This window comes from Streptomyces sp. SLBN-118 (genome assembly GCF_006715635.1).
Lineage (GTDB): Bacteria > Actinomycetota > Actinomycetes > Streptomycetales > Streptomycetaceae > Streptomyces.
In genome coordinates, this window is the sequence record NZ_VFNP01000001.1 from 3,885,246 (window position 1) to 3,904,810 (window position 19,565).

Sequence of the window (19,565 nt, forward strand, 5' to 3'; positions counted from 1 at the left end):
CGCGGAGATTTGTCTGATTTGTGTGGAACTTCGACGCTAGACCAGTTTTGACCGTGCGTAGTCTGTGCGCCATGCAGTCCACCGGGAACCACGAGACGCCTGTGGGCGTCCTCGCCGGGGATGCGCAACGGATGAGCCCCTTACGGGGCTGGTCCGTATTTATTTCGGGGGGACCGGAACTCAACTGCCGCTTCCAGGCGTCTCGCCTGCCCGAGGAGTAGTCGTTCGATGAGCGAGCACCGTCGCAAACCGCCCCAGTCGCAGGGTGGCGGGCATGCAGGGTCCAGGCGCGCTGCCCCGCAGCCTTCTGGCCGCCGCGCAGCCCCGTCCCGGGGTTCCAGTTCGGGATCACCCTCAGCCTCGTACGGCGAGGAGCGTCCGTACGGCAGCCGGGCCGAGGCCCGCCGCGCCGCGCAGCGCGGCGGCAGCCGCAGGCGCGTGGACGAAGGCGCGGGCGCCGGTCACGGAGGCCGGGGCGGCGGGCGCCGCGGCGGAGGCGGTGGGGGGTATGACGGCCCGGGCCGCGGTCGTGGCGGAGGGCCGGCCAAGAAGCGCCTGATCGACTATCCGCGCCACAACAAGTACGGATGGCGGCGCTGGGTGCCGTCGTGGAAGCTGGTGACCGGGCTCACCCTGGGTTTTGTCGGAAGCCTGATGGCGGCCGCGAGCATCGCGTACGCCTGGGTTGACATCCCGGACCCGAACAAGACGGCCGCGGCGCAGAACAACGTCTACTACTACAAAGACGGCTCGCAGATGGCTGCCACCGGTGGTGAGATCAACCGGCAGATCATCCCGATCGAGCAGATCCCCGAGAACATGCAGAACGCGGTGATCTCGGCGGAGAACAAGACGTTCAAGACCGACCGAGGCATCGATCCGATGGGCATCGCCCGAGCCCTGAAGAACATGGCCACGGGCGGGCAGACCCAGGGTGGCTCCACGATCACCCAGCAGTATGTGAAGAACGCCCGGCTCGGGGACCAGTCCCAGACACTGAGCCGTAAGTTCAAGGAGTTGTTCATCTCCATCAAGGTGGGCACAAAGCTTGACAAGCCGGACATCATGCACGGCTACCTGAACACCTCGTACTACGGACGCGGCGCTTACGGAATCCAGGCCGCAGCCCGGACGTACTGGGGCAAGGACGCCGAGAAACTCGACGCGGGCGAGTGTGCCTTCCTCGCATCCCTTCTGAAGGGCTCGACCTACTACGACCCGGCCGGCTCCACGGATATCGACCCCGCGGCGACGCCGGAGGCAAACAAGGCCAGAGTCATCAAACGGTGGAGCTGGATCCTCGATGAGATGGTCAAGGACGGTCATCTTCCGGCTGCGGAACGGGCCAAGTTCACCCAGTTCAAGATGCCCAAGCCGATCACGAAGAAGGCACAGCTGGGTGGTCAGATCGGCTATCTGGTGGACATCGCCAAGTCCTACTTCCTCAACAACAACGACCAGGGCATCGACGCCAAGAAGCTCTCCCAGGGTGGCTACGCGATCCACACGACCTTCGACAAGGACAAGGTCAAGAAGCTCGCGGAGTCGGTCAAGAAGGTCCGGGACGCCAACATCAAGCCCAAGAAGCGCCCGGACACGGACACTCATGTCCAGTTCGGTGGTGCCTCGGTCGATCCGGAGACCGGAGCGATCGTCGCCATCTACGGCGGTGAGGACGCGACCAAGCACTTCACCAACAACGCCAACGAGACCGGTGCCCAGGTCGGATCGACCTTCAAGCCATTCGTCCTGGCCGCGGCCATGCGGGACGGTGTGCGCGACCCCAAGCTGCAAGCGGAGCAGGGCAAGTCCGAGCGCCACATCGTCGACCCCGACAAGAGCAAGTACAGCGGCAAGAACAAGCTGAAGATCAAGGACTACGACGGAACCATCTGGCACAACGAGGAAGGTAAGGAGTGGCTCCAGACCAACGACGGCGGCGAGTCGTACGGGGACATCGACCTGCGTGAGGCCATGGTCCACTCCGCGAACTCGCCCTTCGTGCAGCTGGGCATGGACCTCGGTATCCCGACCGTCAGGCAGTCGGCCATCGACGCGGGTCTGCTCGAGTCCAGCCTGAACAAGTCGAATGTCCCTTCCTTCTCGATCGGTATCTCCTCCCCGAGTGCCATCCGCATGGCCGGCGCCTACGCGACCTTCGCGGCGAACGGCAAGCAGAACGACCCGTTCTCTGTCACCAGGGTCGAACACCAGGGCAGGAAGGTCTACGAGCACGAGGTGAAGCCCAACCAGGCCTTCTCCACCGCCGTCGCGAGCAATGTGACCGACGTACTCAGGTCCGTCGTCGACGAGCCCGAGGGCACTGGTAGGAACGCCCGGATTCCCGGCCGCCAGGTCGCAGGCAAGACCGGTACGACCGACGGCAACAAGTCGGCCTGGTTCGTGGGCTACACGCCGCAGCTGTCGACCGCGATCGACATGTACCGCCTCGACGACAACGAGAAGAACAAGAAGCGCAAGTTCCTCGAGATGTACGGCACCGGTGGTCAGGACAAGATCCACGGTGCGTCCTTCCCGTCCGAGATCTGGCAGACGTACATGTCGGATGCACTCAAGGGCGCGCCGTTCAAGACCTTCCCCGAGCCGGAGCCCATCGACGGTGAGGCAATCTGGGGCGGCGGCGCCTCCAGCCCGCCCCCGTCGCCGACCGCCACCCCGTCCGGCACCCCGTCCTCAACTCCGTCGAACACGCCCTCCGGCTTCCCGACCGGAAGGCCCAGCCCGAGCCAGTCCTGCAATCCGTGGGAGAACTTCACCTGCGGTACCTCGGGCAATGGGGGCAACGGCAGCGGTGGAAGTACGAGCGATCCCACCAGCACGCCGACGATCAGTCCTTCGACAACAGCGCCGGGCACCAACGGCAACGGCGGCAATGGCAACGGTGGCTTTATCGGAGGCTCGGGGTAGCCGCCCCTGACCAGCCCTCCGTGAGGCCAGGGCCGCCGCACCCGGAACACACAGCATGTGCGTACACGGGGGCGGCGGCCCTCGCCGTATCCCCGACTTCGTACGGCAGGATGTGCAGCATGCCCAGCGCAGAAGAGACGAGCGTGTACCAGGACCGGACGCAGCGGCCGGACGTACGGCCCACGCGGCGGGACTCCGTCGCCGCCTCCGGCAGCGAGCTGATCGGCGGTCCGGCGGGCCGCTTCGCCCTGCGCGGCAGCGGCGGCTGGTTCACGCCCGTACGCGTCGTCGCACTGGTGGCGATCGGGATGTTTGCGCTGGGCATGGTGCAGAAGATGCCTTGTTACAACTGGGCCTGGTTCAGGGGAGCCAGTTCCCAGTACACGCACGCCTGCTATTCCGACATTCCGCACCTCTACGTGGGGCGCGGTTTCTCCGAAGGGCTCATTCCGTACTTCGACCAGCTGCCAGGCGACATGCAGTACCTCGAGTACCCCGTCCTGACGGGCCTGTTCATGCAGGTCGCCTCGTGGCTCGATCTGGCCGGCGGCTCCGTGCAGAACCAGGAGCAGACGTACTGGATGGTCAATGCGGGCATGCTGATGATCTGCACCGCGGTCATCGCCGTCTGTGTGGCCCGCACCCACCGCCACCGCCCCTGGGATGCGCTGCTGCTGGCTCTGGCGCCCGCCTTCGCGCTCACCGCGACCATCAACTGGGACCTGCTGGCGGTAGCGCTCACGGCCGCCGCGATGCTGATGTGGTCTCGTGGCCGGGCTCTGGCCTTCGGTATCCTCATCGGGCTGGCGACCGCTGCCAAGCTCTATCCCGCGCTGCTACTGGGGCCGCTGCTGCTGCTGTGCTGGCGGGCCGGCAAGTGGCGGGAGTTCGCCATGGCGTCGCTCGGCGCGGCAGGCGCTTGGCTGGTCGTGAACCTGCCAGTGATGCTGATGGCCCCCGAGGGGTGGAAGAAGTTCTACACGTTCAGTCAGGAGCGGCAGGTCGACTTCGGCTCGTTCTGGCTGATCATCACGCAGCGCACGGGCGAGCCGCTCGACGTCGATTCGGTGAACACCTACGCGACCCTGCTAATGCTCCTGGCCTGCGCGGGAATCGCGGCGCTTGCGCTCGGCGCGGCCAGGCGGCCACGCTTCGCGCAGCTCGTGTTCCTGGTCGTCGCCGCGTTCATCCTCACGAACAAGGTCTACTCGCCGCAGTACGTACTGTGGCTGATTCCGCTCGCCGCGCTGGCCAGGCCGCGCTGGCGGGACTTCCTGATCTGGCAGGCGTGCGAGGTCATGTACTTCGTGGGCATCTGGATGTACCTCGCGTACACCACGAGCCCCAAGCACCAGGGGCTGCCGCCGGAGGGCTACCAGCTGGCGATCGCCCTGCATCTGCTGGGGACGCTGTATCTGTGCGCCGTCGTCGTCCGGGACATCCTGATGCCGGAGCGGGACGGCGTTCGCCAGGACGGGTCGGACGACCCGTCGGGCGGTGTACTCGACGGGGCTGAGGACGTCTTCGTGGTGGGACGGGCGGCCCATCCGCCCCGGCATGCGGCGCATGCGGTGGACGGGCCCCGGGTGGAGTGGGGAACGCAGCCCCAGGGGCCCGAGGATGCCCGCCCGTCGGCCTAGCGCAGGCCTCGGCGCCCCGGAGGGCCCCCGGCCGCTTTCGTAGCCTCTAGCGGTCCACGAGGCGGTCGAACTGCGTCGTGGTGTGGCGCAGATGAGCCACCAGCTCGTCGCCCACGTTGGGCTCCTGGGAGTCCGCCGGCACGAAGAGGATCGAGACCTGCATGTGCGGGGGCTCGGCGAACCAGCGCTGCTTGCCTGCCCATACGAAGGGCGAAAGGTTCCGGTTGACGGTCGCGAGGCCCGCTCGGGCGACGCCCTTGGCGCGCGGCATCACACCGTGCAGCGCTTTGGGGGCCTCCAGGCCGACGCCGTGGGAGGTACCGCCCGCGACCACCACCAGCCAGCCGTCTGATGCCGCCTTCTGCTGGCGGTAACCGAAGCGGTCGCCCTTGGAGACTCGGGTGACGTCGAGGACAGCGCCGCGGTACTCCGTCGCCTCGTGGTCGCCCAGCCACAGGCGCGTGCCGATACGGGCGCGGAAGCGTGTCTGCGGGAACTGCTGCTGGAGCCGGGCCAGTTCCTCGGCGCGCAGATGGCTGACGAACATGGTGTGCAGCGGCAGCCGGGCCGCACGCAGACGGTCCATCCAGCCGATGACCTCCTCGACCGCGTCGGAGCCGTCCGTGCGGTCCAGCGGCAGATGCAGCGCGAAGCCTTCGAGCCGTACATCCTCTATGGCGGCGTGCAGCTGGCCCAGGTCCGCTTCGGAGACGCCGTGGCGCTTCATGGAGCTCATGCACTCGATGACGACCCGCGCGCCCACCAGCGCGTGCACTCCGTCGACCGAGGAGACGGAACGGATGACGCGGTCGGGCAGCGGAACCGGTTCCTCACCCCGGCGGAAGGGCGTGAGGACAAGGAGATCGCCGCTGAACCAGTCCTTGATCCGGGCCGCCTCATAGGTGGTGCCGACGGCCAGCATGTCGGAGCCGAAGCGGGAGGCCTCCTCAGAGAGCCGCTCGTGACCGAAGCCGTACCCATTGCCCTTGCATACAGGCACAAGTCCGGGGAACTGGTCGATCACGGACTTCTGGTGCGCCCGCCAGCGCGCGGTATCGACGTAGAGGGAGAGCGCCATGGCCGGCCCGGAACCTTTCTGGTGGCTGCGGTCTGTCAGAGGTATGTGCGAGATCTACGAGATTACGGCGTTGCCCGCGAGGACGTCGGCCGCATCGTCAGCGTCGGGACATGTAGATGTCGAGCGCCTTGTGCAGCAGCTTGTTGAGCGGGAAGTCCCACTCGCCGACGTACTCGACGGCTTCGCCGCCCGTGCCGACCTTGAACTGGATCAGACCGAAGAGATGGTCGGTCTCGTCGAGCGAGTCGCTGATGCCGCGCAGGTCGTAGACGGTCGCGCCCATCGCGTAGGCGTCGCGCAGCATCCGCCACTGCATCGCGTTCGAGGGACGGACCTCGCGGCCGATGTTGTCGGAGGCGCCGTAGGAGTACCAGACATGACCGCCGACGACCAGCATGGTGGCCGCGGACAGGTTCACGCCGTCGTGCCGCGCGAAGTACAGCCGCATGCGGTTGGGGTCCTCGTTGTTCAGGACGGTCCACATGCGCTGGAAGTACGAGAGCGGGCGCGGCCGGAAGTGATCGCGCACAGCGGTGATCTCGTACAGCCTCTGCCACTCGGCCAGGTCGTCATAACCACCCTGGACGACCTCGACGCCGGCCTTCTCGGCCTTCTTGATGTTGCGTCGCCACAGCTGGTTGAAGCCCTTGAGGACGTCGTCGAGCGACCGGTTCGCCAGCGGCACCTGATAGACGTACCGCGGTTGTACGTCGCCGAAGCCGGCACCGCCGTCCTCGCCCTGCTGCCAGCCCATCTTCCGCAGCCGGTCGGCGACTTCGAAGGCGCGGGGCTCGATGTGGGTCGCCTCGACATCGCGCAGGCGTTTCACGTCCGGGTCCTGGATGCCGGCCTTGATCGCCGGTGCCTCCCAGCGGCGGATGACCACCGGGGGGCCCATTTTCACCGAGAAGGCGCCCTGCTGCTTGAGGTGGGCGAGCATCGGCTGCAGCCAGTCGTCCAGGTTCGGGGCGTACCAATTGATCACCGGGCCCTCGGGCAGATACGCGAGATAGCGCTTGATCTTGGGCAGCTGGCGGTACAACACCAGGCCCACGCCCACCAGTTCACCGCTCCTGTCGAACCAGCCCAGGTTCTCCGACCGCCATTCGGTCTTCACATCAGCCCATGCCGGGACCTGGCAATGACTTGCCGAGGGCAGGGTCTGGATGTACGCCAGATGCTGCTCTCGGCTGATGGTCCTCAGGGTCAGGCTCATGCGGGGCGCTCCTCGGCAGGTGTGTCCCCATGGGTTCAGGGGCTCCGGCTCTCGCGCCGAAGCCTACTGGGCCGTGAGAACGCCCCGCGTTGCCGTGGGAGAACGGGGCTAGTAGCCGATCAAGCCACCAAAGAGCCCGCCGTCTGCCATGCCGAGGTAGAAGCCGAAGGCGGAGGCGCCGAGTCCGAGAATCAGGAGGAAGCGTTCACGGGTCGTGGCCGAGATGAACTGGCCGTACGCGCCCGCGAGAATTCCGATGAGACCGGACCACGAGCTGAGGATGTGAAGGTTGTCGAACTGGGCGGTCGTGAATGAAATCGCGCCCAGCACCAGGGTCACCACCATCAGGGTGTCCTGGAGCGGATGGGGCTTGCCGTCCGTGGCGAAGAGAGAGCCCGTGGGGTTCGGTCGCATTGTTTGTGCCATGAAGCACCTCCTGGCGGTCCGGAACGCGGCACACTGTGACGCCGCGCACACCCGATGCGTACAGGGTGCGGCCCGTGAGCACCGGATTTCAACCGGAAGCACGTCTGCGGGTACTCTGAACGGTCTGCACCGGTGTCTGCCTGAGCCAGGGACGATCCCCCGGGATTGTCAGTGGCGGCGGCTACCGTTGCTTACGCATCACGACCCTCCTGCCACGGAACGACCGTGGCCGCTGAGTCCAAAGGAGGTGGGTTCCACATGCGTCACTACGAAGTGATGGTCATCCTCGACCCCGATCTCGAGGAGCGCGCAGTCTCCCCGCTGATCGAGAACTTCCTCTCCGTCGTCCGTGAGGGCAACGGAAAGGTTGAGAAGGTCGACACCTGGGGCCGTCGTCGTCTCGCTTACGAGATCAAGAAGAAGCCCGAGGGCATCTACTCGGTCATCGACCTGCAGGCCGAGCCTGCGGTCGTCAAGGAGCTCGACCGCCAGATGAACCTGAACGAGTCGGTCCTCCGGACCAAGGTCCTCCGTCCCGAGACCCACTGAGCATCTAGCTCAGAGGTCATCGGGTTCGAGTAGCAGCAAGCAGCCAGCAGCAATCCCGCCGAGAGGTTCACCCATGGCAGGCGAGACCGTCATCACGGTCGTCGGCAATCTCGTCGACGACCCCGAGCTGCGCTTCACCCCGTCCGGTGCGGCGGTCGCGAAGTTCCGCGTCGCGTCCACTCCCCGCACCTTCGACCGTCAGACCAATGAGTGGAAGGACGGCGAAAGCCTCTTCCTGACCTGCTCGGTCTGGCGTCAGGCGGCGGAGAACGTCGCCGAGTCGCTCCAGCGAGGCATGCGCGTTGTCGTGCAGGGCCGGCTGAAGCAGCGGTCCTACGAGGACCGCGAGGGCGTCAAGCGCACGGTCTATGAACTGGACGTCGAGGAAGTCGGCCCCAGCCTCAAGAACGCCACGGCCAAGGTCACCAAGACCACCGGTCGCGGTGGCCAGGGTGGCTACGGCGGCGGTCAGCAGCAGGGTGGCGGCAACTGGGGCGGCGGTCCCAGTGGCGGTGGCCAGCAGCAGGGCGGCGGCGGTGCACCCGCCGACGATCCCTGGGCCACCAGCGCGCCGGCCGGCGGCGGCCAGCAGCAGGGCAGTGGGGGCGGCTGGGGCGGAAGTTCCGGCGGTTCCGGCGGCGGCTACTCGGACGAGCCTCCCTTCTAAGGGCTGCTCGTACCCCACTTCTTGATCACACAGGAGATACACCATGGCGAAGCCGCCTGTGCGCAAGCCTAAGAAGAAGGTCTGCGCTTTCTGCAAGGACAAGACCGTATACGTGGACTACAAGGACACGAACATGCTGCGGAAGTTCATTTCCGACCGCGGCAAGATCCGTGCCCGCCGCGTTACCGGCAACTGCACGCAGCACCAGCGTGACGTCGCCACGGCCGTGAAGAACAGCCGTGAGATGGCGCTGCTGCCCTACACGTCCACCGCGCGATAAGGGGATGGTGACCGAATCATGAAGATCATCCTCACCCACGAGGTCTCTGGCCTCGGTGCTGCCGGCGACGTCGTCGACGTCAAGGACGGTTACGCTCGCAACTACCTGGTCCCGCGTGGTTTCGCGATCCGCTGGACCAAGGGTGGCGAGAAGGACGTGGCGCAGATCCGCCGCGCCCGCAAGATCCACGAGATCGCGACGATCGAGCAGGCCAATGAGATCAAGGCCCGGCTCGAGGCCGTGAAGGTGCGTCTGGCCGTTCGCTCCGGCGACGCCGGCCGTCTCTTCGGCTCCGTCACCCCGGCCGACATCGCCTCGGCGATCAAGACCGCCGGTGGCCCGGACGTCGACAAGCGTCGCGTTGAGCTCGGTTCGCCGATCAAGACCCTGGGCTCGCACCAGGTGTCCGTGCGTCTGCACCCCGAGGTTGCCGCGAAGCTGGGCGTCGAGGTCGTCGCCGCGTAACGCTGCGCTCGGCTGATGTAGTACGAAGGGCTGTACCCCGTGGGGTGCAGCCCTTCTGCTGTGCCGTCGTCACGTTTCACCGTGTTTCACGTCCATTGGGTTTCACGTGAAACATCGACGCTCACGGGTCGCGGCTCAGCGGGTCGCGCCGGTGACGATCCACCGGCCGGAGCGCGCTCGCAGCCAGAGCGTCAGCATGCGGACCGTCATCATCAGCGTCATGGCCCACCACAGGGCAGTCAGGCCGCCGCCCAGCGTGGGAATGAGCAGCGCGACCGGCGCGAAGACCGCCAGGGTCAGGAGCATCGCCCCGGCCAGGTAGGGGCCGTCGCCCGCTCCCATCAGTACGCCGTCGAGGACAAAGACCACGCCCGCGATCGGCTGGGAGACGGCAACGACCAGCAGGGCCGGGAGAAGGGTCTCGTGCACGGCCGAGTCGCTGCTGAACAGCGGGATGAGGAGGGGCCGGGATGCCACCACCAGGATGGCGAGCACCACACCGGACGCGATGCCCCACTGCACCATGCGGCGGCAGGCCTGACGGGCGCCCTCGGCGTCGCCCGCCCCGAGATATCGGCCGATGATCGCCTGTCCGGCGATGGCGATCGCATCGAGCGCGAAAGCCATCAGGCTCCACAGGGACAGAACGATCTGGTGGGCCGCGATTTCGGTGTCCCCGAGGCGGGCGGCCACGGCGGTGGCGATCATCAGGACGGCACGCAGCGAGAGGGTGCGGACAAGGAGGGGGACGCCGGCCTGGGCGCTGGCTCGTATGCCCGCGGCATCGGGGCTCAGCGAGGCGCCGTGGCGCCGGGCTCCTCGTATAACGACGGTCAGGTAGGCGGCAGCCATGGCGGCCTGTGCGATGACGGTGCCCCAGGCGGAGCCTGCGATGCCGAGGCCGGCGCCGTAGACGAGTCCCACGTTGAGCGCCGCGTTGAGGGTGAAGCCGCCGATGGCTACGTACAGCGGGGTCCGGGTGTCCTGGAGGCCGCGCAGTACTCCGGTGGCGGCCAGCACCATCAGCATCGCGGGGATGCCGAAACTGGAGATCCGGAGGTAGGTGGTGGCGTACGGGGCGGCGGTGTCGGAGGCCCCGAAGGCCTGGACGAGCCAGGGCGCCGTGGGCAGGGTGACGGCGACAACGGCGACGCCGAGGAGCAGCGCGAGCCAGATGCCGTCCATCCCCTGGCGTATGGCGGCGGCGAGATCGCCCGCGCCCACGCGGCGGGCGACAGCGGCCGTGGTGGCGTAGGCGAGGAAGACGAAGACGCTCACGGAGGTCATCAGAAGTGCCGCCGCGACTCCCAGGCCGGCGAGTTGCGGGGTGCCGAGATGGCCGACGATGGCGCTGTCGACCATCACGAAGAGCGGCTCGGCGACGAGGGCGCCGAAGGCGGGAAGGGCGAGCGCGACGATCTCTCGGTCGTGGCGTCGCCGGAGAGCCTTCGTTGCCGCCGGAGCCTGAGTCATGGCAGCAATCTAATCTTCCACAGGTAAGAGATGCAAATGGTTTGCAGTCCTTACTGATGGTCAAGGCGCGGGCTCGGCTGTGTGCCCTTTGTTCTGATCTTGGCCCAGTCGGGAAAGTTTTTCTCCCCCACAGCCGGTGGACGGAAAAGTGCCAGGTCAGAGCATGTGTGGCGGGATGCCTTCGACTTTGTCCACAGAGCTGTCCCCCGGTCCGTGCACAGGTTCCGGAGAGTTCTCCACAGCATCTGGACCTTCGTCCACACGGCCTGTGGATAACCAGATTGGCTGACGGTGCCGGCGGGCCTACCGTGGACCGTCGCCCGACGCGCCCGAAGCGGAGTCTGGCCGTTCGTTTTGTCAGTGTCGTGCCGTAGAAAGAGTTGGCACGGCGAGGTCCGCGGGGCGGACGGGAGGGAGGTGGCCCGGGTGAGCATTTCCGAGCCCTTGGACGACCCCTGGGCAGCCGACGGCGGTCCCAGCGACCGCCTTCCCGTCTCCCGACAGCGCCGCAGCGAAAGCCGTGCCGGCCGCGAGGACCAGCACGAGCGTGGCAGGGACACCGGCGGCTGGGACGGTGGCTTGCCCGGCTTCGAGCGAGTGCCTCCGCAGGACCTGGACGCCGAGCAGTCCGTCCTCGGCGGCATGCTCCTCTCCAAGGACGCCATCGCCGATGTCGTGGAGATCATCAAGGGTCATGACTTCTACCGGCCCGCTCACGAGACCGTCTATACGGCGATCCTCGACCTCTATGCCAAGGGCGAGCCGGCCGACCCCATCACCGTTGCTGCCGAACTGGTCAAGCGTGGCGAAATCACCAGGGTCGGTGGTGCTCCGTACTTGCACACCCTGGTCCAGTCGGTCCCGACCGCGGCCAACGCCTCGTATTACGCGGAGATCGTCCATGAGCGTGCGGTGCTGCGTCGCCTCGTCGAGGCAGGCACCAAGATCACGCAGATGGGCTACGCGGCGGACGGCGATGTCGACGAGATCGTCAACTCCGCCCAGGCCGAGATCTATGCCGTTACCGAGCAGCGCACCAGTGAGGACTATCTGCCGCTCGGCGACATCATGGAGGGCGCGCTCGACGAGATCGAGGCGATCGGGTCACGCAGTGGCGAGATGACCGGTGTTCCCACCGGGTTCACCGACTTCGACTCACTCACCAATGGCCTTCACCCGGGCCAGATGATCGTCATCGCGGCCCGTCCCGCCATGGGTAAGTCCACGCTGGCACTGGACTTCGCCCGCGCCTGTTCCATCAAGAACAATCTGCCGAGCGTGATCTTCTCCCTCGAAATGGGTCGCAACGAGATCGCGATGCGTCTGCTGTCCGCCGAGGCGCGGGTGGCGCTGCACCACATGCGCTCGGGAACGATGACGGACGACGACTGGACCCGGCTCGCACGCCGGATGCCGGATGTGTCGCAGGCCCCGCTCTATATCGACGACTCCCCGAACCTCTCGATGATGGAGATCCGGGCGAAGTGCCGGCGCCTCAAGCAGCGCAATGATCTGAAGCTGGTCGTCATCGACTATCTGCAGCTGATGCAGTCCGGTGGTTCGAAGCGTGCCGAGAGCCGTCAGCAGGAGGTTTCTGACATGTCGCGAAATCTCAAGCTTCTGGCGAAGGAGCTGGAGCTCCCGGTGATCGCGCTGTCGCAGCTGAACCGTGGTCCCGAGCAGCGTACGGACAAGAAGCCGATGGTCTCCGACCTGCGTGAATCAGGCTCCATCGAGCAGGATGCCGACATGGTCATCCTGCTGCACCGCGAGGATGCGTACGAGAAGGAGTCTCCGCGCGCGGGCGAGGCGGACCTGATCGTCGCCAAGCACCGTAACGGTCCGACGGCGACGATCACGGTCGCCTTCCAGGGGCACTACTCCCGCTTCGTGGACATGGCACAGACGTAATGAGCTCGACGTGACGAGGCGGCCCGGATAGACCTGCCTCATGACCTCCCCCAGTGAAGAGCTCCTTCCTGCCACGCGGCGGGCCCTTCTTCATCGCATCGCCGTTGCCCAGTCCGAAGGTCGCGCGCCCTCCTTTGTCGCCGGGGTGCAGCGCGACGGGCAGTTCGCGTGGTCGGGCTCCCGTAGTTGCGTCGACGGGCATGCGCCGGATGCCGATACCCAGTTCCGCATCGGCTCCATCACCAAGACCTTCACGGCAGTCCTGGTGCTGAGGCTGCGGGACGAGGGTCTGCTCGACTTGAACGACCCGCTGGAGCAGCACCTTCCCGGCACCGGGGTCGGGGATGTGACCATCGCTCAGCTCCTCGGTCACAGCGCCGGCCTGAGCGCGGAGACGCCGGGGCCGTGGTGGGAGCGCACGCCCGGCTCGCTGCGCCCCGAACTCGCCGATGTCCTCGGAGACCAGTCGCGGATGCATCCGGCCGGGCGGCGTCACCACTACTCCAACCCCGGCTATACGGTGTTGGGTTCACTGATCGAGGCGGTACGGAAGGCATCCTGGGAGGACGTGCTGCGGAGCGAGATCCTCGAACCGCTCGGCCTCTACCGTACGAGCCCACAGCCAGAGGCCCCGCATGCCGGTGGCTGGGCGGTGCACCCCTGGGCCGATGTGATGCTCCCCGAACCCGTCGAGGACCTCGGTCTGATGGCCCCGGCCGGACAACTCTGGTCGACGGCCGCCGACCTCTGCCGCTTCGCCGCCTTCCTCGCCGAGGGCGACGAGCGTGTGCTGAGCGCGGCGTCCGTGCGGGAGATGAGGACGCCGTCCGTCCCGGCCGGGGCCGGGGAGTGGGACAGCACCTATGGCCTGGGGATGCAGATCGTACGGAAGGACGGCCGCACCCTCGTCGGGCACTCGGGTTCATTGCCCGGCTTCCTCGCGGGGCTCTGGGTAAGCGTGGAGGACGGCATCGCGGCCGTCGCGCTCGCCAACGCCACGTCGGGGCCGCTTGCCTCGGCAGTGGCTGCCGATCTCGTACGGATTGTGGCCGAGGCCGAACCGCGCATCCCCGCTCCCTGGCGGCCGCTGCCCGAGGTCGACCACGCGCTGCTGGAGCTGACTGGGCCCTGGTACTGGGGGACTCAGTCCTTCGGGCTGCATCTGCTTGTCGACGGAGGCGTGGAACTGCAGCCGCTGGGCGGCACCGGCCGCGGGTCGCGCTTTGCCGCGCAGGGGGACGGTACCTGGACCGGACTCGACGGTTACTACGCGGGGGAGACCTTGCGCGTGGTGCGGGTGGAGGACGGCCCGGTGAGCCATCTCGATCTGGGCTCGTTCGTCTTCACACGTGAGCCGTATGAGCCGGGTGCAGCGATTCCGGGTGGAGTGGACGAGGAGGGCTGGCGCTGACGCACAGCGTGAAACGGATCTGATGTTTCACGTGAAACGCGAGTGGGACCATGCCTGAACCCACTCAGGCCGTCAACTCCCGCTCCAGTGGGGTACGGAAACGGGGCGTAAACCGGGCCTCGGCCACCCAGCCCGACAGCCGTGACGCCTCTGCAGCGATGGCGGCAGCGGCCTCACGTCCAGGGTCCGTGAGCAGCCGCCAGACGATCTCGCCGTCCGCGCGTTGGGCCCAGCCGCCGATGATGTGCCCGTTCCACCACACGGTGGGGCCGACGTTGCCCGATCGGTCGAAAAGCGCCGCGCTGTGCTCCTCGGTCAAGTGAAAGCCGCGGTCGGCAAAGGCCATGGCACTCGGGTCCAGCGCGGGCAGCAGGGCAGCCCAGGGCTCCAGGGGCTCTTCGGGCGCGGTGTCGCCGTTAGCCACATAGCCGGTGCCCGCATCGAGTTCGACCTCCTCCGCCCCGACGGCCGACAGCGCCTTGCGTACGTCCCCGAGGGTCCAACCCGTCCACCACTTGAGGTCGGACTCCGTGGCCGGTCCATATGACAGGAGCCAGCGGCGAGCCAGTTCGGCCCGTGCCTCTATGGGTGACAGCGCAGGCCAGGGTTCGCTCACCGTCCAGCGGAACTGGCTGGAGGTCCAGGAGCCGCGCGGCCGGTCTCTCCGGATGCGGCAGTCCGCGGCGAGCAGTCGGATCACACGGGTGGCGACGCCCTGCACCGTCTCGTACTTCTTGCCGGGGAAGACCGTGATCTTCGTCCTCAGTGCAGGTACATCGGCGGAGAGCTGGCTGCCTGTGGCTGAGCCGCGTGCGGCAAGGGCGGCGAGCACCGACTCCTCGGCCTCGGCCAGCCATGTCTCGTCCAGCCCGTTCGCGTCCTCCTTCAGATGGCTGAGCAGTGTCCTGCGCTCCTTGATCGCGATGGCTCGTGCGGTCGAGACGTCGACGTACGGGGCGAGTTCGGCGGAGACGGCGAAGAGCGTGCGCCGCATGGAGAGCAGCCGGACGAGGGTCACGTCCTCGTAGAGCGACTGTTCCACCGCCTGGACGCTGGGGTCGGTGAGGCGGGCGCAGGCGGAGAGGAACACCGTCGCGGCATCCGTGGCGTGCAGTGCGACGAGCGCGTCGGCGACCGCCGCCGGGGAGCCGGCCCGTACGGACGGAGCCAGCAGATGGCGACGGCCGAGCCGGATGCGGCGCTGCTCGTCACTGATCCGGTGCACAATGAACTCCCTTGGTCAGAGCTGGAGTTTGAAACCGACATGGGATGCCTCGAAGCCGAGCCGCTCGTAGAAGCGGCGGGCGTCGGTGCGCGAGGCGTCGGAGGTCAGCTGCACCAACTGGCAGTTCTGGCGCCGGGATTCGTCGACGGCCCACTGCATGAGCCGGGTACCCAGACCGCTGCCGCGCTCATCGGCGTGGATCCGTACGCCTTCGATGATCGAGCGGTTCGAGCCGCGCCGGGAAAGCCCGGGGATGATCGTGAGCTGGAGGGTCCCGACCACCCGGTCCTCGCGGACGGCGATGGCCTGGATCTGGTTCGGGTCCTTGCTCAGCCGTTCGAAGGCGGCGGTGTAAGGGGTGAGGTCCTCCAGCGTTTCGCGCTGCGCGCCCAGCGGGTCGTCGGCGAGCATCGCCACGATGGCCGGGATGTCGTCGAGTACCGCGGGGCGTATGTCCAGATCGCTCATGATCCGCAGATTACGCGGGACCCGCAGTTCCTCCATGGCCTGACCCTAGCCCGCGGCCACCGACAGCGGCGCGAAGCGGCGAGTCCAGTCACCGGGGAGGGCCGGGACGCCATAGGTCATCACCGTGTTGAAGGCGACCGTTTCCAGGCCGTGTTCCTTGAGCCACGCGATGAGCGCCTCGTGCCGTACGTCGATGTCCGTGCGGAGCGGGCGGTCCGTGCCCGCCGCCAGTGAGGCGACGAGAGTCTTCGCGGTCTCCGTGTCCCGGGCGATCAGTGGTCCGACGACATGGGTCTGCATATTGGGCCAGGCCGCGGCGTACCCGGTGAGGACCCCGTCTTCCTCCGCTACCCGGAGCTGATCGGCGAAGGCCGGCAAACGCGTGATCATGTGGGTGCGGTCGAGGCCGAAGACCTCGGTGTCGAGACCCACGATCGCCGGGAGGTCCTCGGCCGTCGCCGGGCGGGTGGTCACCCGTGCCACGGGGGCCGGCTCCGGGGCCCGCAGGTGGCCGCGGACCAACTCGGCGCGGCCGACGTCGACGAAGCCCAGCTGCTCGTAGAGGGGCTGCCCGTACGGCGTCGCGTGCAGCGTGAGCGGGGTGTCTCCGGCCTCGTAAACAACGTGCTGCATCATGCGGCGCCCCACGCCCCTGCGGGCGTATCGCTCGGCGACGAGCACCATCCCGATCGCGGCGAGCTCGGGGCCGTAGGAGGTGACCACGCAGGCGGTCACCAGACCCTTGCCTTCCGGATCGTCGATTCCGTACCCCGCACCGGCCGTGAGCAACAGACCCCATTTGTGCTCCTCGCGCGGCCATCCCCGGTCCTCGGAGAGATCTGCGCAGGACGTGAGATCGTCGGTGGTCAGACGGCGGATGGGCAGTTCGGAGAGTGGTGTCGACATAAGGGTCAGGCTGTCGGACGCAGTGATCGCTCGTCCAGCGCTTTCCCGGAAGTTGCCAGGGCGCAGACCGGAGAGCCCGGCGAGAGGGCCTTTGAGACGTTTCACGTGAAACACCGCGCCCTGAGGGCGGTGTATCGCGCCTGACGGCGGGAGTGACCGCGCGCACTAACCTCGGCGTACATGGCGTACCACAAGAGAAGACCCAGGCTTCACATCTTCGATCTCGACGGCACCTTGATCCGTGGCTCGGCAGCGACGGTGGAGATATCGCGGCAGTTGGGGCTACTCGAGGAGATCGGCGAACTGGAGCGGGAGTTGATCGCCCGAACGATAGGCCCGCCGGAGTATGCGGTGCGTGTGCACGCGCTCTGGGACGATCTCACCCAGGCTCATGTCTCGGCAGCGTTCGAGGCAGCACCCTGGCTCGACGGCATCCAGGACGTATGGCGGGAGATCCGTGAGAGCGGGGACTACTGCGCCGTCATTTCACTCTCACCCTCCTTCTTTGTGGAGCGGCTGCTGGACTGGGGGGCTCATGCGGCACACGGATCCCGCTTTCCCGACGTGCCCTTCACCCAGCCCGTGGAGCCGTCGGGCATTCTCAACGCGACCCCGAAAGTGAAGATCGCGCATCAGCTCTGTGCAGAGTTTGGGGTGGGTCTGGACACTTGTGTTGCATATGGTGATTCCATGTCCGACGCGGAGATCTTCGCGGTAGTGCCCACAACGGTGGCGATGAATGCCGATCACCATCTGTCGGGTCTCGCCACGCATGCCTATACGGGGGGCGATCTGCGCGAGGCGTATGAACTGGTGCGATACCGCAGCTGGTTCAGGAGCGAGCCCGGGGGTGGTCCGGGAGACCCGGAATGTGGACATGGGGGCCATGGAGCCTAACGAAAAAGCGGGTTCGGATGCCCGGACTTTCCGCTCTTTGTCCCTCGTGACAGTTCTGCCTGGCAAGCTGCGATGACCGGCGCTGCGGGCAATGTCACATTTCTGGCTCAGTCGTCCCGATTCAGCTTGCGGTCGTGGTTAGTGTGGGCTGGCAGTAGTCCTGAGCGAAGCGGGGAATGAAGCACGTTCCGAGCCGGCGGATGTGCGGACCGACCGAAAGATGTTCGAGGCGAGGCAGACAATGGACGCTCCGACCACCACGTCGGCCGACAATGGCACTTCGGACGAGAGCAGCGGGGGCGGGTGGTTCACCCCTAAGCGGCCGGTCCAGAACCGGACCGACCCCGGTGAGGGGACTTCCGCGGGTGACGCGGATCAGGAGCGGATAGTGGCCCCGAGGCGTCCCGCCTCCATACGCCCGGTCGGCTCCGTCACCACGCGTCCGGCGCCGCCGGCGAGGGATGAGACGCGACCCGCGCCCCCCGCCGAGGCCCCGCCGGCCGGCGGGGAACTGCCCCCGGAAGACTTTCGGGCCGAGCAGGCCCACAACGGCCAGGGGATCCATGAGGCCGCAGGACCGCGCCAGAATCCCGGCGCCGGCCACAACCAGGCGGATCCTCGCGTGCCGGGCCGGCATGAGGCTCCCCACGCCCACCAGGCCCCATGGCCCCTTGATGCGGTCTGGCCCGCCGAGAGCACGATGCCGCTTCATGGCGTGGGCCACGAGGGGCCTCGGGAAGCCGCGAAACGGCCCCACGAAGTCGTAGAACCGCGCGAAGCCGCCCTGCCGCACGAAGCCCGGTCCGCCCGCCAGGGCGCGCCGTCGGGCGAAGCCTCGCGAGAGGTCCCGGCAGAACATCACAGCCCCCACCCGCAGCCCGCCGGGCCCGCCTCCGACGCGTCGCCCGACGCGAGCCTCATCCGCCGCACCATGGCGGAGATCGGGCCCGTCGCGGACAAGGTCACCTCGTACTTCTACGCTCTGCTCTTCGTCCGCCACCCCGAGCTGCGGAGCCTCTTCCCCGCCGCCATGGACGCCCAGCGTGACCGGCTCCTCAAGGCACTGCTCACCGCGGCCGAGCACATGGACAACGCGGAGGTGCTCACCGAATACCTCCAGCACCTGGGCCGCGGCCACCGCAAATACGGCACCGAGCCCGCGCACTACCCCGCCGTCGGCGAGGCCCTGCTCGGCGCGCTGACCCGGTATGCCACGACGACCTGGGACAAGGAGACCGAGGCTGCGTGGGTGCGCACCTACACCACGATCTCCCAGATCATGATCGACGCGGCCGCCGAGAACGAGCGGCAGGCGCCGGCCTGGTGGCATGCCGAGGTGGTCTCGCACGATCTCCGGACTCCCGACATCGCGGTCGTCACCGTGCGCCCGGACCAGCCCTACGCGTTCGTGGCCGGTCAGTACACGAGCCTGGAGACCCCCTGGTGGCCGCGGATCTGGCGGCATTACTCCTTCGCCGGGGCGCCCCGCGCCGACGGTCTGCTCTCCTTCCACGTCAAGGCGGTCCCGGCGGGCTGGGTCTCCAACGCCCTGGTCCACCACGCGCGCCCCGGTGACGTCCTGCGGCTCGGGCCGCCTGCGGGATCCATGACCGTCGACCACTCCACCGACAACGGCCTGCTCTGTCTGGGCGGTGGCACCGGTATCGCGCCCATCAAGGCGCTGGTCGAGGACGTCGCCGAGCACGGCGAGAGGCGCCCGGTGGAGGTCTTCTACGGGGCGCGTACCGACTACGACCTGTACGACATCGACACCATGCTCAGGCTCCAGCAGACGCACCCCTGGCTGTCGGTGCGCCCGATCGTGGACGACCGCGCGCAGTTCCCGGACGCCGTGCGGGAGTTCGGCCCGTGGTACGAGTACGACGCCTATCTCTCGGGTCCGCCCGGCATGATCCGCAGCGGTGTGGACGCGCTGCGCGGCGTGGGTATCCCGTTCGACAGGATCCGCCACGATTCCCTCGAAGAGCTTGTCGCGGCGGGCGACTAGCGCGCGACAGCCCGGGC

The 19,565-nt window shown here is 67.4% G+C and carries 17 protein-coding genes; 10 read left to right on the forward strand and 7 right to left on the reverse strand.

Annotated elements, in window-relative coordinates; all coding sequences use genetic code 11:
• Window positions 1-228: 228 nt before the first annotated feature.
• Together FBY35_RS17795 and FBY35_RS17800 are read left to right on the forward strand one after the other, a co-directional pair.
• Window positions 229-2,928, forward strand: a complete 2,700-nt coding sequence (locus tag FBY35_RS17795; protein WP_142214738.1) for a transglycosylase domain-containing protein — start codon at window positions 229-231, stop codon at window positions 2,926-2,928.
• Between the two features lie 119 nt (window positions 2,929-3,047).
• Window positions 3,048-4,568, forward strand: a complete 1,521-nt coding sequence (locus tag FBY35_RS17800) for a glycosyltransferase family 87 protein (RefSeq protein WP_142214739.1) — start codon at window positions 3,048-3,050, stop codon at window positions 4,566-4,568.
• Window positions 4,569-4,614: 46 nt separating this feature from the next.
• Here FBY35_RS17800 and FBY35_RS17805 read toward each other — a convergent pair whose 3' ends face one another.
• The 3 genes from FBY35_RS17805 to FBY35_RS17815 all read right to left on the reverse strand — a co-directional run bounded on the left by FBY35_RS17805 (window position 4,615) and on the right by FBY35_RS17815 (window position 7,288).
• On the reverse strand, window positions 4,615-5,646 hold the full coding sequence (locus FBY35_RS17805; RefSeq protein WP_142214740.1) for an alanine racemase: 1,032 nt from the start codon (window positions 5,644-5,646) through the stop codon (window positions 4,615-4,617).
• A 97-nt stretch (window positions 5,647-5,743) separates the two neighbouring features.
• A complete protein-coding gene (locus FBY35_RS17810) occupies window positions 5,744-6,862 on the reverse strand; it encodes a peptidoglycan bridge formation glycyltransferase FemA/FemB family protein (RefSeq protein ID WP_142214741.1) in 1,119 nt (372 codons plus the stop codon).
• Between the two features lie 108 nt (window positions 6,863-6,970).
• Window positions 6,971-7,288, reverse strand: a complete 318-nt coding sequence (locus FBY35_RS17815; protein WP_142214742.1) for a hypothetical protein — start codon at window positions 7,286-7,288, stop codon at window positions 6,971-6,973.
• A 258-nt stretch (window positions 7,289-7,546) separates the two neighbouring features.
• On the opposite strand from FBY35_RS17815, the gene rpsF reads away from it, so the two are divergent.
• From rpsF to rplI, 4 genes are all read left to right on the forward strand, one after another.
• Window positions 7,547-7,837, forward strand: a complete 291-nt coding sequence (rpsF, locus tag FBY35_RS17820) for a 30S ribosomal protein S6 (RefSeq protein ID WP_004950685.1) — start codon at window positions 7,547-7,549, stop codon at window positions 7,835-7,837.
• Window positions 7,838-7,910: 73 nt separating this feature from the next.
• A complete protein-coding gene (locus tag FBY35_RS17825; RefSeq protein WP_142214743.1) occupies window positions 7,911-8,504 on the forward strand; it encodes a single-stranded DNA-binding protein in 594 nt (197 codons plus the stop codon).
• Window positions 8,505-8,547: 43 nt separating this feature from the next.
• Window positions 8,548-8,784, forward strand: coding sequence for a 30S ribosomal protein S18 (gene rpsR, locus FBY35_RS17830; protein ID WP_003956534.1), 237 nt, complete (start codon window positions 8,548-8,550; stop codon window positions 8,782-8,784).
• A gap of 18 nt (window positions 8,785-8,802) precedes the next feature.
• Window positions 8,803-9,249, forward strand: a complete 447-nt coding sequence (rplI, locus tag FBY35_RS17835) for a 50S ribosomal protein L9 (RefSeq protein ID WP_142214744.1) — start codon at window positions 8,803-8,805, stop codon at window positions 9,247-9,249.
• 135 nt (window positions 9,250-9,384) lie between these two features.
• Here the strand turns inward: rplI and FBY35_RS17840 are convergent, their stop codons facing one another.
• Window positions 9,385-10,722 (reverse strand): MATE family efflux transporter, encoded by a 1,338-nt coding sequence (locus FBY35_RS17840; protein ID WP_142214745.1) that lies wholly within the window; start codon window positions 10,720-10,722, stop codon window positions 9,385-9,387.
• Window positions 10,723-11,166: 444 nt separating this feature from the next.
• Here FBY35_RS17840 and dnaB point away from each other — a divergent pair, with 444 nt between their 5' ends.
• The gene (dnaB, locus tag FBY35_RS17850) at window positions 11,167-12,633 is read left to right on the forward strand and encodes a replicative DNA helicase (protein WP_186357001.1); all 1,467 of its coding nucleotides are present in this window, start codon (window positions 11,167-11,169) and stop codon (window positions 12,631-12,633) included.
• Window positions 12,634-12,673: 40 nt separating this feature from the next.
• Window positions 12,674-14,044: a serine hydrolase gene (locus FBY35_RS17855; RefSeq protein WP_142214747.1), complete on the forward strand. Its 1,371-nt coding sequence runs from the start codon at window positions 12,674-12,676 to the stop codon at window positions 14,042-14,044.
• A 64-nt stretch (window positions 14,045-14,108) separates the two neighbouring features.
• On the opposite strand, the gene FBY35_RS17860 is transcribed toward FBY35_RS17855, so the two are convergent.
• The 3 genes from FBY35_RS17860 to FBY35_RS17870 are packed head-to-tail and all read right to left on the reverse strand — an operon-like array spanning window position 14,109 to window position 16,643.
• Complete coding sequence (locus FBY35_RS17860; protein WP_142214748.1) at window positions 14,109-15,269, reverse strand: winged helix DNA-binding domain-containing protein; 1,161 nt, start codon at window positions 15,267-15,269, stop codon at window positions 14,109-14,111.
• 15 nt (window positions 15,270-15,284) lie between these two features.
• The gene (locus tag FBY35_RS17865) at window positions 15,285-15,737 is read right to left on the reverse strand and encodes a GNAT family N-acetyltransferase (protein WP_142215129.1); all 453 of its coding nucleotides are present in this window, start codon (window positions 15,735-15,737) and stop codon (window positions 15,285-15,287) included.
• A 45-nt stretch (window positions 15,738-15,782) separates the two neighbouring features.
• A complete protein-coding gene (locus FBY35_RS17870; protein ID WP_142214749.1) occupies window positions 15,783-16,643 on the reverse strand; it encodes a GNAT family N-acetyltransferase in 861 nt (286 codons plus the stop codon).
• 180 nt (window positions 16,644-16,823) lie between these two features.
• Between FBY35_RS17870 and FBY35_RS17875 the strand changes: the two genes are divergently transcribed.
• Together FBY35_RS17875 and FBY35_RS17880 are read left to right on the forward strand one after the other, a co-directional pair.
• A complete protein-coding gene (locus FBY35_RS17875; protein WP_142214750.1) occupies window positions 16,824-17,540 on the forward strand; it encodes an HAD family phosphatase in 717 nt (238 codons plus the stop codon).
• 241 nt (window positions 17,541-17,781) lie between these two features.
• Window positions 17,782-19,548 (forward strand): globin domain-containing protein, encoded by a 1,767-nt coding sequence (locus tag FBY35_RS17880; RefSeq protein WP_142214751.1) that lies wholly within the window; start codon window positions 17,782-17,784, stop codon window positions 19,546-19,548.
• Window positions 19,549-19,565: the final 17 nt, after the last annotated feature.

Excerpts from the sequence above, each read along its gene's own strand:
- rplI (WP_142214744.1), top strand. The coding sequence starts at position 8,803 with ATGAAGATCATCCTCACCCACGAGGTCTCTGGCCTCGGTGCTGCCGGC.
- rpsR (WP_003956534.1), top strand. The coding sequence starts at position 8,548 with ATGGCGAAGCCGCCTGTGCGCAAGCCTAAGAAGAAGGTCTGCGCTTTC.
- FBY35_RS17825 (WP_142214743.1), top strand. The coding sequence starts at position 7,911 with ATGGCAGGCGAGACCGTCATCACGGTCGTCGGCAATCTCGTCGACGAC.
- FBY35_RS17815 (WP_142214742.1), bottom strand. The coding sequence starts at position 7,288 with ATGGCACAAACAATGCGACCGAACCCCACGGGCTCTCTCTTCGCCACG.
- FBY35_RS17800 (WP_142214739.1), top strand. The coding sequence starts at position 3,048 with ATGCCCAGCGCAGAAGAGACGAGCGTGTACCAGGACCGGACGCAGCGG.
- FBY35_RS17795 (WP_142214738.1), top strand. The coding sequence starts at position 229 with ATGAGCGAGCACCGTCGCAAACCGCCCCAGTCGCAGGGTGGCGGGCAT.
- rpsF (WP_004950685.1), top strand. The coding sequence starts at position 7,547 with ATGCGTCACTACGAAGTGATGGTCATCCTCGACCCCGATCTCGAGGAG.
- FBY35_RS17805 (WP_142214740.1), bottom strand. The coding sequence starts at position 5,646 with ATGGCGCTCTCCCTCTACGTCGATACCGCGCGCTGGCGGGCGCACCAG.
- FBY35_RS17870 (WP_142214749.1), bottom strand. The coding sequence starts at position 16,643 with ATGTCGACACCACTCTCCGAACTGCCCATCCGCCGTCTGACCACCGAC.
- FBY35_RS17840 (WP_142214745.1), bottom strand. The coding sequence starts at position 10,722 with ATGACTCAGGCTCCGGCGGCAACGAAGGCTCTCCGGCGACGCCACGAC.
- FBY35_RS17875 (WP_142214750.1), top strand. The coding sequence starts at position 16,824 with ATGGCGTACCACAAGAGAAGACCCAGGCTTCACATCTTCGATCTCGAC.
- FBY35_RS17865 (WP_142215129.1), bottom strand. The coding sequence starts at position 15,737 with ATGAGCGATCTGGACATACGCCCCGCGGTACTCGACGACATCCCGGCC.
- FBY35_RS17810 (WP_142214741.1), bottom strand. The coding sequence starts at position 6,862 with ATGAGCCTGACCCTGAGGACCATCAGCCGAGAGCAGCATCTGGCGTAC.
- FBY35_RS17880 (WP_142214751.1), top strand. The coding sequence starts at position 17,782 with ATGGACGCTCCGACCACCACGTCGGCCGACAATGGCACTTCGGACGAG.
- FBY35_RS17855 (WP_142214747.1), top strand. The coding sequence starts at position 12,674 with ATGACCTCCCCCAGTGAAGAGCTCCTTCCTGCCACGCGGCGGGCCCTT.